Here is a 17,003-nt window from a genome sequence, read left to right as displayed (position 1 = left end):
CCGGAGGCATCGCGGGTGGCCCGAAGCCAACCGCTGCTCCTCCGGCAGGTGTTTCAATCCAACCGCTCGATCAGTACATCGCCGGCCCCGGCGCGCACCTGCGCCGGATCGAGCCGCCGCGCGTCTCCGCTATCCAGCCGGCTCATCGAGAACGACGTGGCCAGTCGTGCACAGGCGGCCAGGTCGAGGGAGCGCTCCAACAGCGCGGCGGCGATGCCGGCGACCATGGCATCACCGGCGCCCACCGTGCTGCCCTGGGCCAGACGCGGCGGTCGCGCGACCAGTGCGCCGGCGCGATCAATGAACAGCGCGCCGTCGGTCCCCATGGAGATGGCGACGAGTGCGACACCGCGTTCGACCAAGGCCTGGCCTGCAGCGCGCAGTGCGCTGCGATCCGGCAGCGACGTGCCGGTCCAGGCCTCCAGTTCGTGGCGGTTGGGCTTGATGGCGTAAGGCAGCGCGCCCTGCGCGCCGTCCAGCGCAGCTGCAAGCGCATCGCCGCTGGTGTCCAGCAGCACGCGCGCACCGGCCGTTCCGGCCTGCGCCTGCAACCGCGCCCATGCATCGGCCGGTAGTCCGTGCGGCAGGCTGCCGGACAGCACGACCGGCAGGCCGGGCGCGAGCAGGGCGCCGAGCTGGCGCGACACCGCGTCCAGATCGGCAGCGTCCACGGCCAGGCCTGGCAGGTTGATGTCCGTCGTTTCGCCGTTGGCCTCTTCGACCAGCTTGATGTTGGTGCGGGTATGGCCCGGAACGCGCAGGCAGCCGTCAATGATGCCCCGCTCACGGAACAGCGTGCGGAACACGCCGTCGTTGCCGTCGCCCAGCACGCCCAGCGCGGTGATCGGCACGCCCCAGTCGGCCAGGCAGGCCGCCACGTTGATGCCCTTGCCGCCTGCGTCGTCGCGGGAGCTGCCGGCGCGATGCACGCGGCCTGGCTGCAGGCGGGCCAGGCGCACGGTCTGGTCGATGGCCGGGTTCAGGGTCACGGTGACGGCGCGGGCAGTCATGCGCGCGCCCCATCGAGGCCGCGCACCTGCTCGGCGGTTTCGCACCCCAGTGCGGTGCTGGCCAGCGCTTGCAGTTCGGTCATCGCGGTGCCACGCAGGCGCGCCTTCACCGCCGGGATGTCGTTCGGAGTCGCCGACAGTTCGTCCACGCCCAGGCCAGCCAGCAACATGGCGCCGAAGGGGTCGCCGGCCAGGCCGCCACAGACGCCGACCCAGCGCCCATGCAGCCGTGCGCCTTCAACCGTGGCGCGGACCGCGCGCAGCACCGCCGGATGCAGGCTGTCGGCCTCGGCGGCGAGTTCCGGGTTCTGGCGGTCGATCGCCAGCACGTACTGGGTCAGATCATTGGTGCCGATCGAGAAGAAGTCGGCATGGCGCGCCAGTACGTCGCTCTGAGCGGCGGCAGCCGGCACTTCGATCATGATGCCGATCGGCACCACCGGCGCATCCAGCTCGGCACGCAGGCGCTCACAGATGGCGCGCAGTGCGACCAGCTCGGTCACCGACGTGATCATCGGGAACATGATGGACAGGCGTGCACCGTCCTTGGCGGCGCGATACAGCGCACGCAGTTGCGTCTCCAGCAGGTCAGGGCGGCGCAGCAGCAGGCGCGCGCCGCGCACGCCGAGGAACGGGTTCTCCTCGCGTGGCAGTTCCAGGTGCGCCACCTGCTTGTCGCCGCCGATGTCGAGCGCGCGCACGATCAGCGGGCGGCCGTTGAGTGCCTTGGCCATCGCCAGATAGGTGGTGTACTGCTCCTCCTCGCTGGGCGTACTGCCACGTTCGAGGAACAGGAACTCGGTGCGCATCAGGCCGACGCCTTCCGCACCCTGTTCCAGTGCCAGTGGCACCTGGTCGGGCAGGTTGACGTTGGCGCCGATGTCGATGCGGTGGCCGTCGGGGGTCTGGGCGGGTTGCGCGCGTTGCGCGGCTTCGCGCTCGCGGATCTGCTGCTGTTCGGCGATCCATTCGCGTGCCGAGGCGAGATCGGCTTCGGACGGGGACAGGTAGAGCCGTCCGCTGCTGCCGTCCAGGATCGCTTCGCGGCCTGGCTGGATCGCCAACAGCCCGGCGCCGCCGGCCACCAGCGCCGGCAGGCCCAGCGTGCGCGAGAGGATGGCGGTGTGCGAGGTCGGCCCGCCCTGCGCGGTGGCCAGGCCGAGCACGCGACCGGTGTCGAGATTGGCGGTATCCGAAGGCGACAGATCTGTGGCGATCAGGATGCACGGTTGCGACGGCAGATCCGCCAGGCCACCACCTTCAGCAGAAGGGTCAAGCTGCGCCAGCACGCGCCGGCCGACATCACGCAGGTCCGCCGCGCGCCCGGCCAGCACCGGATTGCCCAGCGCCGCCAGCCCGGAGGCGATCTGCTCGATGGCCTGGTGCCATGACCACGCCACACCATGGCCTTCAACCATCAGCTGGCAGGTGCGGGTGATCAGGTCGGTGTCGTCGAGCAGCGCGGCCTGCGCCTTGAAGATCGCCGCATCCGAAGCGCCAAGGCGGCGCTGGGTGTCGTCCTGCAGGGCGGCCAGCTGCTGGCGGGTGCGGCCGAGTGCATCCTGCAGGCGTGCGCCGCCCTCGCCAAGCGGGGCAGGACGGTCGGTGACTTCCGCCTGCGTGCTGGCCAGCACATGCACCGGGCCGATCGCCAATCCGGGGCTGGCGCCGATGCCAATGATCGTCGCCTGCGCTTCGGGCGGTTTCCACCCGGCGACAGGGGCTGCTGCCTTGCGCTGGGCTGCACGCTCGGCATCAGCCCTTTCCTGTGCGACCAATCCATCCATGACCTTGCGCAGCGCAGCCAGCAGCGCGGGGGCATCGGCGCCCTCGGCAGAAACACGCACGGCATCGCCCTCACGCAACCCGAGCTGAAGCAGCGCTACCAGACTCTTGGCATCGGCCGCCTGATCGCCCACGCGGACCTGCGCGCGGGCTGCGAAGCCGCGCGCCGTCTCGGCCCAGCGCGTCGCAGGACGGGCGTGCAGTCCGTTGGGGTAGGCGATGGTCCATTCGAAGCGCTCGGCCAGATCCACCGCTGGCGCGTGGGTGGCGGCAATCGCAACATCGCCGGCCAGCGCGTTCACGATCTCGCCCGCCTCGGTGGTGGTGAACAGCCGCTGCAGCGTGGACTCGTCCTGGATCAGCCGGGTCAAGCGGCGCAGCACCGTGATGTGGGTATCCGACTGGGCAGCGATGCCGACCACCAGACGGGTGACCTGTCCCGGGTTCCATTCCACGCCTTGCGGCAACTGCAGCACGGCGATGCCATCGCGGTGCACCAGATGGCGGTCCTCGCCAAGCCCGTGCGGGATTGCTACGCCGTGTCCAAGGAAGGTGTTCGCCAGCGTTTCGCGCCGCCCCATGCTGGCTTCGTACCCCGGCGCCACGCAGCCGGCCGCGACCAGCATCTGCGCGACCTGGGCAATGGCATCGGTCTTGTCCTGCGCCCGCGCGTCCAGGCGGATCAGTTCCCGGCTGGCCGGGGAGGGGGAGGTCTGGGGCGACAAGGGGGGCTCCGCGGAAGGGGTGGCTGAGACATATTGGGAACGTTCCCACTCACCATTTCAATGTGCACTGCACAAAAATCCAATAGTCCTTTGGCGTTAACATGGTGCTGGACGGCCGTCCGGCCCAGAAAAGCGCTCGATTCCGGGAACGTTACCAGTGAGCATCAGCATCAATGACGTCGCACGCGTGGCGGGGGTATCCAAGTCCACGGTGTCGCGGGTGCTCGGCGGCGGCCCGGTCAGCGAGGCCGTGCGCGGCCGGGTGGAGTCGGCGATCCGCCAGACCGGATATCACCCCAACCTGCAGGCAAGACGACTGCGCGCCCGGCATACCGGCATCATCGGCCTGATCGTGGCCGATATCCGCAACCCGTTCTTTACCGCGCTGATCCGCGCCGTGGAGGAAGTCGCGTACCGGGAAGGCCTTCGCGTCACCCTCTGCAACACCGATGAGGACCCCGAGCGCGAGGCGCTGTATCTGCAGTTGATGCATGAGGAACGCATCAGTGGGCTGATTTTTGCGCCCACCCGGACCACGGTGGGGCGGCTGGACCGGCTCACGCTGGATTACCCTACGGTCCTGGTCGATCGTGCCGCACCCGGTGGCTCGATCGACAGCGTGGTCCTCGACAACGCAGCGGCGATGGCGGGCCTGGTCGAACACTTGGCCGAGCGCGGCTATTGCCGCATCGGTGGCCTGTTCGGCAGCACCAGTACCACGGCGGCCGAACGCCGCGACGGCTATATCGCTGCAATGCGCAGGCACGGGCTGGAACCGGACTACCGCGAGGTAGAGCCCACGGCCGAGGCCGCCATCGCGACAGCTGGGCAGTGGCTGGCCATGCCATCGCGGCCCGATGCGCTGGTGACCAGCAACAGCCTGCTGATGATGGGGGCGCTGAAGGCCGCACGCAGCGCAGGTTTGGCGATTCCAGACGCGCTGGCGCTGGCAGGCTTCGACAACGAGCGATGGACCGAGCTGGTCGAACCGGGTATTACCGTGGTCGAGCAGCCGGTTGAAGAGATGGGGCGGGCCGCGATGTCGCTGCTGCTGGAGCGCCTGCGCATGCCGGAGCTGCCGGTACGCAGACTGGTGATGACGGGAAGGTGCGTGGTCAGAGGGTCAACGGCTGCGCGATAGTCTGGCGCAGTCCATGAGGCTGGCACTGGGGTGTTGGCGGGTCGCGCGTTGTCTGCTAAAAGCCATCTGGACACGCAGACCCGATGGATCATCGCCTTGTCAGAGCCTTATTCAGCGCTGTTGCGCCTGCAGTTGCGCCACGAAGATCTCTCCAGATGGCTGGCGGCGCCCCTACCTTCGCCATCCCGATGGTCCGACTGGCGATGCATCGCCGGGTCGTGGCGCTTGCGCAACGGTGAATGCCTGGCGTCTTCAAGCGACGAGGCGTTGGATGAACTGCTCGTAGACTGCCAGGCCCTGCTGGCCCGCTACCCCGACAATCGCGCCGCATTGAAGGCCTTCCTTGCATCCGCGCAGGCCGAGAACATCCAGGTTGCCGCCTATGACCGCACTGGTACGCACTTTGTTGCGGGATCGCTGACGTATTCGGAAAGCCTCTACGATCTCATCGCGTTTCTGACTGTGGCACGGGGCGCGGCCGATTTCCTGAAGGCGGGCGACCACGGGGTGGCTCTGGTCCACGACTATCTCTGGGCAGAGGAAGGTGAGCGCGAGACCGTTGCCGCGATTGCCATGGCCGGCCAGGGGCAATCCGGATTCCTTTCTTCCACGGACCTGGATACCGCTGCCGCGCCCTTCGACGCCTTGGTGGATGCCATGCTGGACGCTGAGGACGACCCGGCGTTTCAACCACGCAACCAGCTTGATCAACTCTGACCGGCGCCGCGTGGAATCCGGAAAAACGACAGCCAGGACCCTGATATGAAAGGACATCACGCCCGCCGCGCGCACCGCCGCATGCGTTGGCTCCTGACACTGGGCCTCGGCGCCCTGGTGGGACCCGCCGTGGCAGGCACAACGCAACCGGAACGCACCTGGCTTGTCAGTGGGGCGGAGCTCATCACGCTGCTGCAGGGCAAAGGCGCTGACGGGTTCTGCGATGGCGAACACTGCCGGGGGCTGTCCAGCGCCCGGGCCAGCAGCTATATCCTGGGCGTCGCCGATGCCAGCCGCGGTCAGTGGTGTGGGCAGGGCCGGATCCTTCCGCATGAACTGGTCGATCAGGTGTCTTCCCATCTCCGGCAGCTGCCCCGCGTGCGATTGCAACAGGATGCGTCTCCCCTGGTTGTCGAAGGGCTGCGCGCGGCGTTTCCCTGTGGTCGCGGCACATCGCCTGGTGGCAGTGCCGAGCCCGGCAAGGCACGCTGAGACGCGTGGGCTGGGCGTTGGCAACGCGGGCTGCAGCCTGCGTAATGAACACATCGGTGTTCTGCACGCTGGCGATACGATGCATTCACGACCGCCGACTCCCGCGCCCGCGACACTGCATGCTCCTTTCTCCGCATGAGGTGCCCCATGGCTACCTGTGATGTCTGCGGCAATGACTACGACAAGAGCTTCACCCTCCAGCAGGGTGGACGCAGCGGCACCTTCGATTCGTTCGAGTGCGCCATCCATGCGTTCGCACCGCGCTGCGCACATTGCGACTGCGCGATCATCGGGCATGGCGTTGAAGGAAGCGGTCAGATCTTCTGCTGCGCACATTGCGCCGGTCACGCCGGTGTAAAGGGAATCGCAGACCGGGCCTGAGCCCGCTCCGGCCGGTCATGCCGGGACCAGCGAGGCGAGCCGTGCGACCCGGGCTGCACCCGAATCGGCGAGCAGCGCCATCGCACGCTGTTTCCGGGCCGGCGTCCCCGCCACGGCCTCCCGTGCCACCACTACGTCGAATTCCCTGGCGTTGGCGTCCAGCGCGGTAGCCAGGACACATGAATCGGCCGTCATCCCGCTGAGCCAAAGGCTGCGCACGCCAAGCTTGGCCAGCAGAATCGGCAACGGGCTGGCCAGGAACGCCGAATGCTTGGGCTTGAGCACGAAGTAGTGGCCGGGCAGGGGAGAGAGGAGGTCGGCAATCCGCCCGGCCGGTCCTCCGTCCCGCTGGCACTGTGCTACCTGTTGGCGGAAGTCACGCTTCCAGTCCGAGAAGTTGTCATTGGCGTAGATGACCGGCCATCCGTGGCCATCAAAGTGGTCTCTCAAGCGTCGGATCTGTCCGGCCGCCCGCTCCGCTGCTGGCGCCAGCGCCTGCGCGCCTGGGAAGTCGAAGCGACTGAACATATCGATGATCAGCAAGGCGGTTGACGGAGCATTTCCCATGGTTCAATCCCCTGTCTGCGCGTGCGGAGCTTCGACCGGCTTGGATTGCGGTGAGTCCTTCTGCCGCAGGAAGATCGTAAGCACAACCAGGGACAGCACCGCAAGAAACTCACTCTGCCAGTTCTGCATCGATTCGAACCAGAACGTGCTGCTGGCCAGATGCTCCAGGAAACCCGTCATCGGCAACCCCTGCAGCTGCTGCTCGACCTGATCGGCGCGCCAGCTACCCAATGCATGCAATGTAAAACTGAGCAGGAACAACAGCCCGAAGGCGATCGCAAGCGAGTGACCGTAGAGCACCTTCCATGCGCCGCCGCGACGAACCGGCCACGGCGCAGGCCCCGGCTCGACGCGGTTCTGCTCCTGCGCCGGGTCCAGGGGCCGGGATTCGGCCGAGCCACGTTGGCGCAGGGTGACGGTCAGAAGAACGTACATCCCCATCTGCAGGAACTCGCTCTCCCAGTTCTCGAATGTAGCGCTCACGAAATGCCCCGTCGCCAGGTAGTGCCAGAGGTCGATCGGCGCGCGTCCGTGCTGCGTCAACTCCTGATTGTGCACGTCATGTCCCGCAACTGCCTGCCCGACAATGAAGACGACAGTGAGTGCAAGCAGTACCAGCGAGAGACCGTTGCGTTTCCACATGCAACACCTCTTTCAGCCTGACCGGAAACCGTGCATGCAGCTTGCGCCGGCAGCGCACCATGACTCGTGAACCCGGCGCATCCAGGATGTGAGGCGGCCTCAACGCTTGCCCGTCGGATCGGGGTCGGGACGCTCGTAGTCCTCGGGCACGGCCTTGGGGCCTTCGCCGTCGTCCGGCATGTCGTGCTCCTTCCACTTCGCTCGATCATTGCGCCGCTTGTCCGGCGTGTGTGCTTTCGATTGATCGTCCACGTCTGCTGTTGGATTGAAAGGCAGCTTGTCGTTCATGGTGGGCTCCTGTGGCGGGTATTCGCAGCGTGCCCCGGGCCGGGTTAACGCCACGACGCCGCGGAATGAACGCTGCGCACACCCGGATGTCACCAGGGCAGGAGGACGTCCCTGCAATGCTGTCGTTCCGATCTTCTGGAGAAGCACGATGCAGGCATTGACCTATCACGGCCGCAAGGATGTGCGCGTCGAGACCGTGCCGGACCCGGTGCTGGCAGCTGAGGACGACCTGATCCTGAGGGTTACCGCCACCGCCATCTGTGGCTCGGACCTGCACCTGTACAGGGGCAAGATTCCCGATCTGCACGACGGCGATGTGCTGGGGCACGAATTCATGGGCGTGGTGGAAGAGGTCGGCAGCGGCGTAACCCAGGTGAGGCCGGGCGATCGCGTGGTGATCCCTTTCGTGATCGCTTGTGGCGAGTGCTTCCACTGCCGGCTGGCCGAGTATGCCGCCTGCGGGACCACCAACCCGGGCAAGGGCGCCGCGCTGAACCAGAAGGGCCTTCTGCCTCCAGCGGCCTTGTTCGGATACAGCCATCTGTATGGCGGCGTGGCAGGCGGACAGGCCGAATTCGTGCGCGTGCCCAAGGCGAATGTGGGCCCACTGCGCATCCCGGAAGGCATGGCCGACGAACAGGTTCTGTTCCTGTCGGACATTCTGCCCACCGGCTATCAGGCCGCGCTGAACGCAGGGGTCAAGCCGGGCTCGACAGTGGCGATCTTCGGTGCCGGTCCGGTGGGACTGATGAGCGCGGCCTGCTGCCGGCTGCTGGGAGCGGAGACCATCTTCATGGTCGACCATCTTCGCTACCGCCTGGACTACGCGCGCCGTGCATATGGTGTGACGCCGATCGACTTCAAGGAGATCGAGGACCCGGCCGATTACATCCTGACCCAGACCAGTGGACGCGGCGTGGATGCCTGCATCGAGGCCGTCGGTTTCGAGGCCGAGGGCAGTGCGCTGGAGTCAGCGCTGACCGCCGTGAAGCTGGAAGGCAGCAGCGGCGTGGCCATCCGTCAGTGCATCGCAGCCGCCCGCCGCGGCGGCGTGGTCAGCATTCCCGGTGTCTATGCCGGTTTCATCCACGGGTTCCTGCTGGGCGATGCGTTCGACAAGGGCCTGACATTCAAGATGGGGCAGACTCACGTGCAGGGACTGATGCCGGAACTGCTGGACGCAATCCTGGAAGGAAAGCTGGATCCGGGGGACATCATCTCGCACCGGATGCGCCTGGCCGACGCAGCGCAAGGTTATGCGATGTTCGACGCCAAGGACGACGACTGCCGCAAGATCGTATTGACTCCCTGAGCAGGCCGTCATGAGTGGGATTGTCATGGCATGTGTCTACGCAGTCTGGCTGGCCGCCGGTGCGCTGGACTTCCACTTTCACCGGCGTACCGACCTGCCGCACACGTCCGCGATGCGCGAGAGCCTGCTGCATGGGCTGCAGCTGCTGCTTATCGGCAGCGGCGTGCTGGCGTGGCTCGTGCTGGAAAGCACGTGGTTGCTCCTCACGCTGCTGGCAGTCCTGGTCATCGCGCACGCAATCGCCGGCTACTTCGACACTGTCAGCGCGGACGGGCGGCGACGCATCAGCCCGGCCGAGCAGCACGTGCACAGTGTGCTCGACGCCGCTCCTTGGGTCCTGCTGGGCGGGGTGGCGTGGCAGGCCGAACCTCGATGGGCAGTCAATGTTGCACCGGCATCACCGGCGCTGTGGTGGTTCGTACTGCTGCCGGCGCTTGGCCTGGTGGTGTTGCCCTGGCTGTGGGAGCTGCGCCAGTGCGTGCGTGCCAGCGAACAGCGCCAGCGGTGAGCGCGTGAGGAACACTGCGCCGTGTATTCATGTGGCCGCCACATCGCCAAGACAGTGATGTGACCGCAGGGCGCCTACGTTCATGACCTGTCTTCATTGCAGATCGGCCATGCAGGATGTGACGTTTCCTTCTTCGCTGTTCAACCGTGCACGCCAGGTTCTCGCCCAGCAGCCCACACTGCCTTTGCCCGGTAGTGGCCACACGCTGCAGCGCTGGCGGGCGCTGGCGGCGTGGGGGGCAGAGGATCTCTGCCTGGCCAAGGTGCTGGAAGCGCATTACGACGCCCAGGCGATCATTGCCGAGCTGGACGCGCCTGTGGTTGCTGAAGGGCAGCTGCTGGCGGTGTGGGCCGCAGAAGGCCCAGCCAACACCCTGCGCATCGACGCCGGGGGTGGGCTGTATGGTGACAAGCCCTGGTGTTCAGGCAGCGCGTGGGTGGATGCGGCACTGGTAACCGTGCGGAACACACAGGGCATGCGGCTGTGCCATGTGGCGGCGGAGCATTGGTGCACGCTTTCGGGTGAGCCCTGGCCGGCCACTGGCATGGCTGGCATTCCGTCCACGACGGTGCGCTTCGACGGCGCACCGATGACGATTCTGGGAGCGCGCGACGCCTACCTGCAACGCCCGGGCTTCTGGCACGGCGGGGCGGGCATCGCGGCGGTCTGGTTTGGCGCAGCGGTGGCACTGGCTGAACGCATGCGGCCGGCCTGCAGCGACGGCAACCGCGCACGGCTGCTGGGTGCAGTGGACCTTGCCCTGGGGCCGGCTGCGGCGCTGCTTCGTGAAGTGGCCGCGCGCATCGACGACGCGCCCCAGTCGGCGCATCGGGAAGACGTAGTGCGGCTGCGCTGCGTCGTCGAGCGGGCGGCGACGCGGGTCCTGGACCTTGCAGGTCGGGCGCTCGGACCGGCGCCGATGTGCCTGGAAGACGGTCACGCCCGCCGCTGGGCGGACCTGACGGTGTTCCTCAGGCAGTGCCACGCCGATCGGGATTGGCAGTGGCTGGGTGAGCAGCGGGCAGCAGAGGAGACCGCATGGGCGCTGTAGCCAGCACACCCCTGCAAGGACAGGGAACGCAAGAACAGGCCTGGCTGCGCTGCGATTGGCTCTGGCAGCAACCGTCCACGCCCGCCCGCTCGCTGTGCGCCGACCATGACCGCCTTGTGGTCGTTGCGCCGCATCCCGACGACGAGATCCTTGGCTGTGGCGGGCTGCTCCATCAAGCCGCGGCACAGGGCATGGAGATTGGCGTCATTGCCGTGACGGATGGTGAAGCGTGTTATCCGGGTGAACCTTGTTGGACACCGGACCGCCTGCGGTCGGCGCGTCGGGCAGAGCTTGCCGCGGCGCTGGCGGAGCTTGGGATTCCGGCTGACGCCACGTTTCATCTCGGCATCGGCGATGGCGCGGTCAGCAAGCACGAACAGGGCCTGCAGGACTGGCTGCAGCAGCACCTGCAGCCGGGTGATCTGGTACTGGCGCCCTGGCGCTTCGATGGGCACCCCGATCACGAAGCGGCAGGGCGTGCAGCCTGCCGCGCCGCGCGCGCAGTGGCTTGCCGTCGCCTGGAGTACCCGGTATGGGGCTGGCACTGGCTGGATCCGGCCTGCGCGCATATGGCGTGGGAGTTCCCGCAGCTTGTCGACATTTCCGCAGTGGCGTCGGTGAAACGAAGTGCGATCGCCCGGTTCCGGACGCAGACGGGCAACGTGCCGGGCCTGAACAGCCCGCCGGTGCTGCCTTCCCATGTACTGGCCCGATTTTTCCGCGATTACGAGGTATTTCTGGCATGAGCGCGCAACCGTACTTCGATGAACTGCATGAGCAGGAAGACCCTTTTGGCTACCGCAGCCGGTGGTATGAAGAACGCAAGCGTGCGTTGCTGCTGGCCAGCCTGAGCCAGCGCCAGTTCAATCGTGGCTGGGAGCTGGGATGCTCCAACGGCGTGCTGACCGAGGCCCTGGCGGCCCGCTGTGAGCGCCTGCTGGCCACCGACATCAGCCCGCGCGCAGCGTTCCGGGCCCGCCGCAACCTGGCCCACCTGCCGCACGTGCAGGTCCACTGCGCCAGCCACCCCGAGCAATGGCCGCCGGGGCGCTTCGACCTGATCGTCTGCGGTGAGATGGGCTACTACCTGGGGACGAGCGCCCTTCGCGAGCTGCGTGCCGGAATCGATCAAGCACTTCGTGACGACGGATTGCTGGTCGCGTGCCATTGGTTGCCCTCGTTCCCCGGGCGGGTGAGCCGGACCGAAGTCGTGCATCGGTGCCTGGGCCACGGCCTGCACGAAGCCTTCCACTATCGGGATGCGGACTTCGTGCTGCAGGGCTGGACGCGCGGCACGCTGTCACTGGCCCGCAACGAGGGCCTGCGGTGATAGGCGTTCTTGTCCCCGCGCACAACGAGGCAGCCAGCATGGCGCGCTGCCTGCAATCGATCCGAAGAGCTACCCTGCACCCGGGCCTGGGCGGCGAAGCAGTGGACGTGGTGGTTGCACTGGACGCTTGCTCGGATGCGACGGCGTCCATCTGCCACCAGCAGCGCGTCGGCATTGTGCGGCTGGATGCACGCTGCGTAGGGGTTGCCCGCGGCGTGGCCGCCGCCGAGCTGCTGAGTCGTGGCGCCAGGTGGCTGGCCAGCACGGACGCCGATAGCGAGGTCCCTGGCGATTGGTTGGTTGGACAACTGGCGCAGCCGTGTGACGCCTTCTGCGGACTGGTGGACATTGCGGCGACCTGCCCGTCCGAACAGCGCCTGCGCAGGGTATTCCAGGGGCGGCAGCAGTGGGGCGAGGGCCACGGGCGCATCCATGGTGCCAACCTGGGTGTCTCTGCCCATTCCTATCGTGCGGTTGGCGGTTTTCCTGCCTTGCGCTGCGGGGAAGATGTTCAGATGGTGAGGGCGCTGCAGGCCCGCGGCGCGGATGTACGCTGGGCCGGAGCTCCCGTCGTCCTGACCAGCGCCCGTCTGGAAGGGCGCGCCGCAGGGGGATTTTCGGCTTATCTGGCGGAGATGGGTGCGGCGGGTGCCCCTGCCGTGCTGACCGGGCCGGCCATTGCGTAAACACCGGCCGTTTCGCCGCACCGCAGCATGCGCTCGCGCCGTCAGGCGTCTCCGATCCAGCCCGAATCCATGAAACCCGCGCACAAGGGCCCATGCGTGACGCGCTCCCTGTACGCGTTTACGGCGTGTGAACGCTGTCGCCCTTAGATTGATCGGCTGGGAGAGTAGGAGCAGCCGATGCCGAACAGCGCGATTGTCTACGCCAGCCGGGCTGTCCCCGGGTTCACGCCGGAACGCCTGGCTGCACTGATGGAAGATGCGGCCCGCTTCAATCGATCAGCGGGCGTGACCGGGGTCCTGTTGTTTGACGGGCAGCGCTTCCTGCAATACATGGAAGGCCCCGCCGACGGGTTGGATGTTGCGTTCTCCCGCGTAAGCGGCGCCCGCAGCCACACCGAACTGACCGAACTCGGGCGTGGCCGTGTCGGGCAGCGGCGGTTGCCGTTCTGGCCAATGCGCTGCCTGTCGGTCAGCGCGGGCGAGCTGCAGATGATCGCCCTTGCCGACTGGAGCCGTTTCATCCAGCGGGCGGTAACCAGCCAGGACGAAGACGAAGCGATGCAGAAGCTGCTTGCAATCGTTGAGCCCTACGCGAACGCCGCGTGAAGTCCACGACGGGCGTTAGCGTAGTGTGCAGCCGAGGGGACGGGGCGGTGCCTCAGCGCCTGAAGGCCCTCATCGCCGCCTACAACGGGGCAGCGATCATTGCCGTGCAGGAAACCTCCTGCGCCAGAAGGAACGAATGTGCCCCTCCGCGCGATCGCCTACGCAAGTGAGGCGATACCGGGGCTTTCCATGGACCATGTGGACGACCTCGCCTGGGCCGCCGCCGGCTTCAACTTCGAATCCGGCGTTACCGGTGTGCTTCTTTACGATGGGCTCCGCTTCCTCCAGTACATCGAGGGACGGGAAGACAGCATCAACGTGGTGTACAGCCGCATTCTCAGTGCCCGCAGCCATCGCGAGCTGATCGAACTGGGCCGTGGCAGGGTTTCAGGCCGTTTCTTTCCTGATTGGTCGATGCGGTTGCTGTGGGTTGAGGCCTCCGAGATCCGCAGCGTGGCGCGTGGCAACTGGGACGGGCTCTCCCGTGGTGGTGCGCTGCGCCAGCTGAGCCTGGTGGTGGCCCCGCACCTCGGTTGACCGCTGCGGTTGGGGTCAGTGTGCGGAAGGGGGTGCGCAGGCGTCGCCCACCACGCGCCGCACCGTCTCCTGCAACTGATCGACGTGGAACGGCTTGGCCACGAAGGCGGCGCGGCGGTGGCGCTGCGGCACCAGCTGGTCATAGACCGCAGAGACGAACAGAAAAGGGATGCCAAGTTCCGCCAGGCGATCGGCGACTGGAAACACCACGCCGTCACGAAGCTCGACGTCCAGCACGGCGCCGTCGAACCGCTGGGTGTCCAGCAGCCCCAGCGCGTCGAACACACTGTAGGCGTGTGTCACCTGGTCGCCTGCCTCCTCAAGTGCATGTTCCATCAGTACTGCCAGGTCGAGCTGATCTTCCACCAGCAGCAGGTTGCATCTGCGCTGGCTCATTCCGGATTGCATGTGTGCAGCCTGTATTGCTTCGGGAGTGCCAGTCTGTGCTGTGCAGCATCAATACGGCGCGTGCGGCTTGTCAGCCCGGCGCGAAGCCCGTGCAGCGCGCTTCCGGCACCGTCGAGGCAGCGTGCAGGGCCGGATGGCGTTCGTTGACGGCGCCTTGGCAGTTGCCATGGATACTGCCGCCGTCCCCCGCATCGGAGCTTCTCTCATGCCGCTATCCGGAACCGATTCTGCTTCTCCACGCGTGCTGCGTGTCGAGTGCATGCCGCTGGACTGCGGTGGCACTGCGATCGTAGTGGAACTGGACCGCATGCCTGAACGCACGTGGATGAAGTCGCTCAAGCGGGCGCTGCAGGCCGACGATCTCCTGGAGGGCGCGCACGCCAAGTTCGATGAGCGCTTCGTCTATGTCGTAGGCGTGGAGGGCGGCGCTCATCGTATGCAACATCGTGTGGTACAGGCGCTGGTGGCAACGGACGCTCCGCGCGCGCCGGGTGGCAGCCTGCAAGGTCGAGCCGGCGGCGCGGCACTGTCCAGCCCGGTGCCCTGATCGCGTAACGGAGCCAGCCCGCGGTCCGTGCGTGTTATCGCTGCATCAGGGCCGCGTGCAGCGGCCACCTCCAGCGGTTCACAGCGCCCGACAAGGCGGTGATTGCCAGCGTTCCACCATGTGCTCCGGGGGCATGTCGCCCCAGACCGGAGATCGAGATGGCAGACCACAACGACACCCGACGCGAGCGCCTGCTGAAACGGCTGCAGGATGCCTACGCCATGGAACAGGAAGCGGAGACCATGATGAAGGCCATGGCTTCGCGGATCGAGAACTACCCCCAGCTTGCTGCCCGGATCGGCCAGCACGTCCAGGAGACACAGGGGCAGGCCGCTTCCCTGCGGCAGTGCATCGAGGCGCTGGGAGGAAGCGTGCCCACCGCAAAGGGATTGTTCGCCAGCATGACCGCCGCCATCCACGCCGCTGGCAACACCCTGATGGAAGACGAGGTGGTCAAGAGCGTGGGCCTTTCGTTCGGCTTCGAGAACACCGAGATCGCCACGTACCGGGCGCTGGTGATCGCTGCCGAGCGCGCCGGCGCGCCCGACATCGCGTCGGTGTGTGGCCAGATCCTGCAGGAAGAGGTTGCCATGGCGCGCTGGCTGGAGGACCACCAGGACGGCCTGGTCGGCGCGTTCCTCAACCGTGACGAAATGCCTGGCGCCCAGGCCAAGCGTTGACCGCGAAGCCAGCCCACGCCAGCCACTGGAGAAATCCTCATGTTCTTTCATCACAAGAAACTCATGTACACCGTGCGTGTTCGCGAATCCAATCCGCAGCTCGCCAGCCTCATGCTTGAGCAGTTCGGCGGCCCGCAGGGCGAGTTGGCCGCTGCGATGCGCTACTTCACCCAGGGACTTGGCGAATGCGATCCCGGGCGCAAGGACCTGTTGATGGACATCGCCACCGAGGAGATCAGCCACCTGGAGATCATCGGCACCATCATCGCCATGCTCAACCGCGGGCCCAAGGCGATCCAGTCCGAAGGGCTTGCCGAGGCCGAGGACATGCGGCTGCTGGGCCAGAACAGCACCAGCCACACCGAACAGATCCTGTACGGCGGCGGCCCGGCGCTGGTCAATTCCAGCGGGGTGCCGTGGACAGCCGCCTACATCGACTCGATTGGTGATCCCAGCGCCGACCTGCGCTCGAACATTGCGGCCGAAGCGCGCGCCAAGCTGGTGTATGAGCGCCTGATCAACGTCACCGACGACCCGGGCATCAAGGATGCGCTGCGCTTCCTGATGACCCGCGAGATCGCCCACATGAAGTCGTTCGAGAAGGCGCTGCACAGCATCCAGCCCAACTTCCCACCGGGCAAGCTGCCGGGGGATCCCGCGTTCACCGATCTGTACATGGACATGTCGCAGGGCGACGGCGCCGACAACCTGCAGGGCAGTTGGAACAGCGGCGAGCTCTGGGAGCGGGTCAGCGACCGCGAGGCGCAGGCCGCTGTGGACGGTGGCGACGGCAGCGGCACGGTGGACCTGGATCCGCGCGAACAAGCGGCAGTGCAGGCCATGACCCTGCGCACGCTGTCCGACCCGGAAGCGCGGCCGACCACCGGGGCCGAGCTGGGGGCCGGCCCGGGCGCGGGCGCACTGGACCTGCCGCCACGCGAGCCGTGAAAAACCCGGGGCGCCCGCCTGCGGCGCCCCGGTTGAAACGCCCGTGAGTGACGCGGGGGCGCACGAAAGTGGGCGGACATCACGTCCGCCCACGAAGGGGTACATCGGGTTTCAATGCCGATCAGCGCTGCTGGCCACCGCGGTTGTTGCCGCCGCCACGTTCCTGCTGTTGCTGCCCGCCTCCCTGGCTGCCGCCTTGGTTGCCACCACCGCGACTGTTCTGGCCGCCTTCGCGGCCGATGTCAGCCATGTGCTGGCGGTCCTGGCTCACTGCTTCGCCGCCCTTGCGGCCGGCTTCGCGTGCTTCTTCCGAGCTGAATTCATGGGCGTTACCTGACTCGTGCGCGGCACGTCCCCCCTTGGCGGCGATCTCGCGCTGCTTGTCCTCGTCCATCGAAGCGAAACCGCGGTTGCTGTTGCCCTGGTTCTGGTTCTGGTTGGCCATGGAAAGTTTCCTTGGGTTCAGCCGCCCGATTGGCGGCAGCGACCATCTTCCAGTTCCGGCGCTAGACGGCGGTGGCATGGCTGCCAACGTGGCGTCATCCGGAAGCCCGCGATTCCTCATCCTGCCTCCACGAACCATGGCGCACGCGTGTGCGCACAGGCAGACACGTCTTCCGCAACCCAACCGCGCGTCAACGC

Annotated in this window: 22 protein-coding genes; 15 read left to right on the top strand and 7 right to left on the bottom strand. The window is 66.9% G+C overall.

From position 1 onward, the window contains the following. Window positions 1–53: 53 nt before the first annotated feature. Together ACZ75I_RS10050 and ptsP are read right to left on the bottom strand one after the other, a co-directional pair. Window positions 54–1,010, bottom strand: coding sequence for a 1-phosphofructokinase family hexose kinase (locus ACZ75I_RS10050; protein WP_180867822.1), 957 nt, complete (start codon window positions 1,008–1,010; stop codon window positions 54–56). Continuing rightward, the gene (gene ptsP, locus ACZ75I_RS10045) at window positions 1,007–3,520 is read right to left on the bottom strand and encodes a phosphoenolpyruvate--protein phosphotransferase (protein WP_346476091.1); all 2,514 of its coding nucleotides are present in this window, start codon (window positions 3,518–3,520) and stop codon (window positions 1,007–1,009) included. The genes ACZ75I_RS10050 and ptsP overlap by 4 nt, the downstream gene beginning before the upstream one ends. Window positions 3,521–3,677: 157 nt before the next feature. Between ptsP and ACZ75I_RS10040 the strand changes: the two genes are divergently transcribed. The 4 genes from ACZ75I_RS10040 (at window position 3,678) to ACZ75I_RS10025 (ending at window position 6,251) form a co-directional block, all read left to right on the top strand. Next, window positions 3,678–4,661, top strand: coding sequence for a LacI family DNA-binding transcriptional regulator (locus ACZ75I_RS10040; RefSeq protein WP_346476092.1), 984 nt, complete (start codon window positions 3,678–3,680; stop codon window positions 4,659–4,661). A gap of 96 nt (window positions 4,662–4,757) precedes the next feature. Next, a complete protein-coding gene (locus ACZ75I_RS10035; RefSeq protein WP_346476093.1) occupies window positions 4,758–5,378 on the top strand; it encodes a hypothetical protein in 621 nt (206 codons plus the stop codon). Between the two features lie 45 nt (window positions 5,379–5,423). Next, complete coding sequence (locus tag ACZ75I_RS10030) at window positions 5,424–5,870, top strand: Rap1a/Tai family immunity protein (RefSeq protein WP_258392209.1); 447 nt, start codon at window positions 5,424–5,426, stop codon at window positions 5,868–5,870. Between the two features lie 147 nt (window positions 5,871–6,017). Then, the gene (locus ACZ75I_RS10025; RefSeq protein ID WP_005416583.1) at window positions 6,018–6,251 is read left to right on the top strand and encodes a hypothetical protein; all 234 of its coding nucleotides are present in this window, start codon (window positions 6,018–6,020) and stop codon (window positions 6,249–6,251) included. 15 nt (window positions 6,252–6,266) lie between these two features. On the opposite strand, the gene ACZ75I_RS10020 is transcribed toward ACZ75I_RS10025, so the two are convergent. The 3 genes from ACZ75I_RS10020 to ACZ75I_RS10010 form a co-directional block, all read right to left on the bottom strand. Continuing rightward, entirely contained in the window at window positions 6,267–6,818 is a 552-nt protein-coding gene (locus ACZ75I_RS10020) for a cysteine hydrolase family protein (RefSeq protein ID WP_346476095.1), read from the bottom strand. 3 nt (window positions 6,819–6,821) lie between these two features. After that, on the bottom strand, window positions 6,822–7,460 hold the full coding sequence (locus ACZ75I_RS10015) for a DUF6766 family protein (RefSeq protein WP_180867830.1): 639 nt from the start codon (window positions 7,458–7,460) through the stop codon (window positions 6,822–6,824). 99 nt (window positions 7,461–7,559) lie between these two features. Further along, a complete protein-coding gene (locus tag ACZ75I_RS10010; protein WP_180867832.1) occupies window positions 7,560–7,748 on the bottom strand; it encodes a hypothetical protein in 189 nt (62 codons plus the stop codon). Between the two features lie 148 nt (window positions 7,749–7,896). Between ACZ75I_RS10010 and ACZ75I_RS10005 the strand changes: the two genes are divergently transcribed. From ACZ75I_RS10005 to ACZ75I_RS09970, 8 genes are all read left to right on the top strand, one after another. Further along, on the top strand, window positions 7,897–9,060 hold the full coding sequence (locus tag ACZ75I_RS10005) for a zinc-dependent alcohol dehydrogenase (RefSeq protein WP_472957784.1): 1,164 nt from the start codon (window positions 7,897–7,899) through the stop codon (window positions 9,058–9,060). Between the two features lie 10 nt (window positions 9,061–9,070). Beyond that, window positions 9,071–9,568, top strand: a complete 498-nt coding sequence (locus tag ACZ75I_RS10000) for a hypothetical protein (protein WP_346476097.1) — start codon at window positions 9,071–9,073, stop codon at window positions 9,566–9,568. A 109-nt stretch (window positions 9,569–9,677) separates the two neighbouring features. Further along, window positions 9,678–10,619, top strand: coding sequence for an acyl-CoA dehydrogenase (locus ACZ75I_RS09995; protein ID WP_472957782.1), 942 nt, complete (start codon window positions 9,678–9,680; stop codon window positions 10,617–10,619). Beyond that, the gene (locus ACZ75I_RS09990; protein WP_346476099.1) at window positions 10,607–11,365 is read left to right on the top strand and encodes a PIG-L deacetylase family protein; all 759 of its coding nucleotides are present in this window, start codon (window positions 10,607–10,609) and stop codon (window positions 11,363–11,365) included. The genes ACZ75I_RS09995 and ACZ75I_RS09990 overlap by 13 nt, the downstream gene beginning before the upstream one ends. After that, a complete protein-coding gene (locus ACZ75I_RS09985) occupies window positions 11,362–11,949 on the top strand; it encodes a class I SAM-dependent DNA methyltransferase (protein WP_065196295.1) in 588 nt (195 codons plus the stop codon). The genes ACZ75I_RS09990 and ACZ75I_RS09985 overlap by 4 nt, the downstream gene beginning before the upstream one ends. Continuing rightward, window positions 11,946–12,635, top strand: a complete 690-nt coding sequence (locus ACZ75I_RS09980; RefSeq protein ID WP_472957781.1) for a glycosyltransferase family 2 protein — start codon at window positions 11,946–11,948, stop codon at window positions 12,633–12,635. Before ACZ75I_RS09985 ends, ACZ75I_RS09980 begins: the two co-directional genes overlap by 4 nt. Window positions 12,636–12,812: 177 nt before the next feature. Continuing rightward, entirely contained in the window at window positions 12,813–13,241 is a 429-nt protein-coding gene (locus ACZ75I_RS09975; protein WP_472957779.1) for a BLUF domain-containing protein, read from the top strand. A gap of 138 nt (window positions 13,242–13,379) precedes the next feature. Then, a complete protein-coding gene (locus tag ACZ75I_RS09970) occupies window positions 13,380–13,778 on the top strand; it encodes a BLUF domain-containing protein (RefSeq protein ID WP_180867847.1) in 399 nt (132 codons plus the stop codon). A gap of 15 nt (window positions 13,779–13,793) precedes the next feature. On the opposite strand, the gene ACZ75I_RS09965 is transcribed toward ACZ75I_RS09970, so the two are convergent. Then, complete coding sequence (locus ACZ75I_RS09965) at window positions 13,794–14,186, bottom strand: response regulator (protein WP_061478260.1); 393 nt, start codon at window positions 14,184–14,186, stop codon at window positions 13,794–13,796. Window positions 14,187–14,319: 133 nt separating this feature from the next. On the opposite strand from ACZ75I_RS09965, the gene ACZ75I_RS09960 reads away from it, so the two are divergent. From ACZ75I_RS09960 to ACZ75I_RS09950, 3 genes are all read left to right on the top strand, one after another. After that, window positions 14,320–14,733, top strand: a complete 414-nt coding sequence (locus tag ACZ75I_RS09960) for a hypothetical protein (RefSeq protein ID WP_346476100.1) — start codon at window positions 14,320–14,322, stop codon at window positions 14,731–14,733. A 158-nt stretch (window positions 14,734–14,891) separates the two neighbouring features. Beyond that, window positions 14,892–15,413, top strand: coding sequence for a ferritin-like domain-containing protein (locus ACZ75I_RS09955; protein WP_472957778.1), 522 nt, complete (start codon window positions 14,892–14,894; stop codon window positions 15,411–15,413). A gap of 39 nt (window positions 15,414–15,452) precedes the next feature. After that, the gene (locus ACZ75I_RS09950; RefSeq protein ID WP_180867851.1) at window positions 15,453–16,361 is read left to right on the top strand and encodes a manganese catalase family protein; all 909 of its coding nucleotides are present in this window, start codon (window positions 15,453–15,455) and stop codon (window positions 16,359–16,361) included. A 121-nt stretch (window positions 16,362–16,482) separates the two neighbouring features. Here the strand turns inward: ACZ75I_RS09950 and ACZ75I_RS09945 are convergent, their stop codons facing one another. Then, window positions 16,483–16,806, bottom strand: coding sequence for a KGG domain-containing protein (locus tag ACZ75I_RS09945; protein WP_180867853.1), 324 nt, complete (start codon window positions 16,804–16,806; stop codon window positions 16,483–16,485). Window positions 16,807–17,003 lie beyond the last annotated feature (197 nt).

The organism is Stenotrophomonas sp. X (genome assembly GCF_055721025.1).
This window is presented reverse-complemented; position numbering and strand designations above follow the sequence as displayed.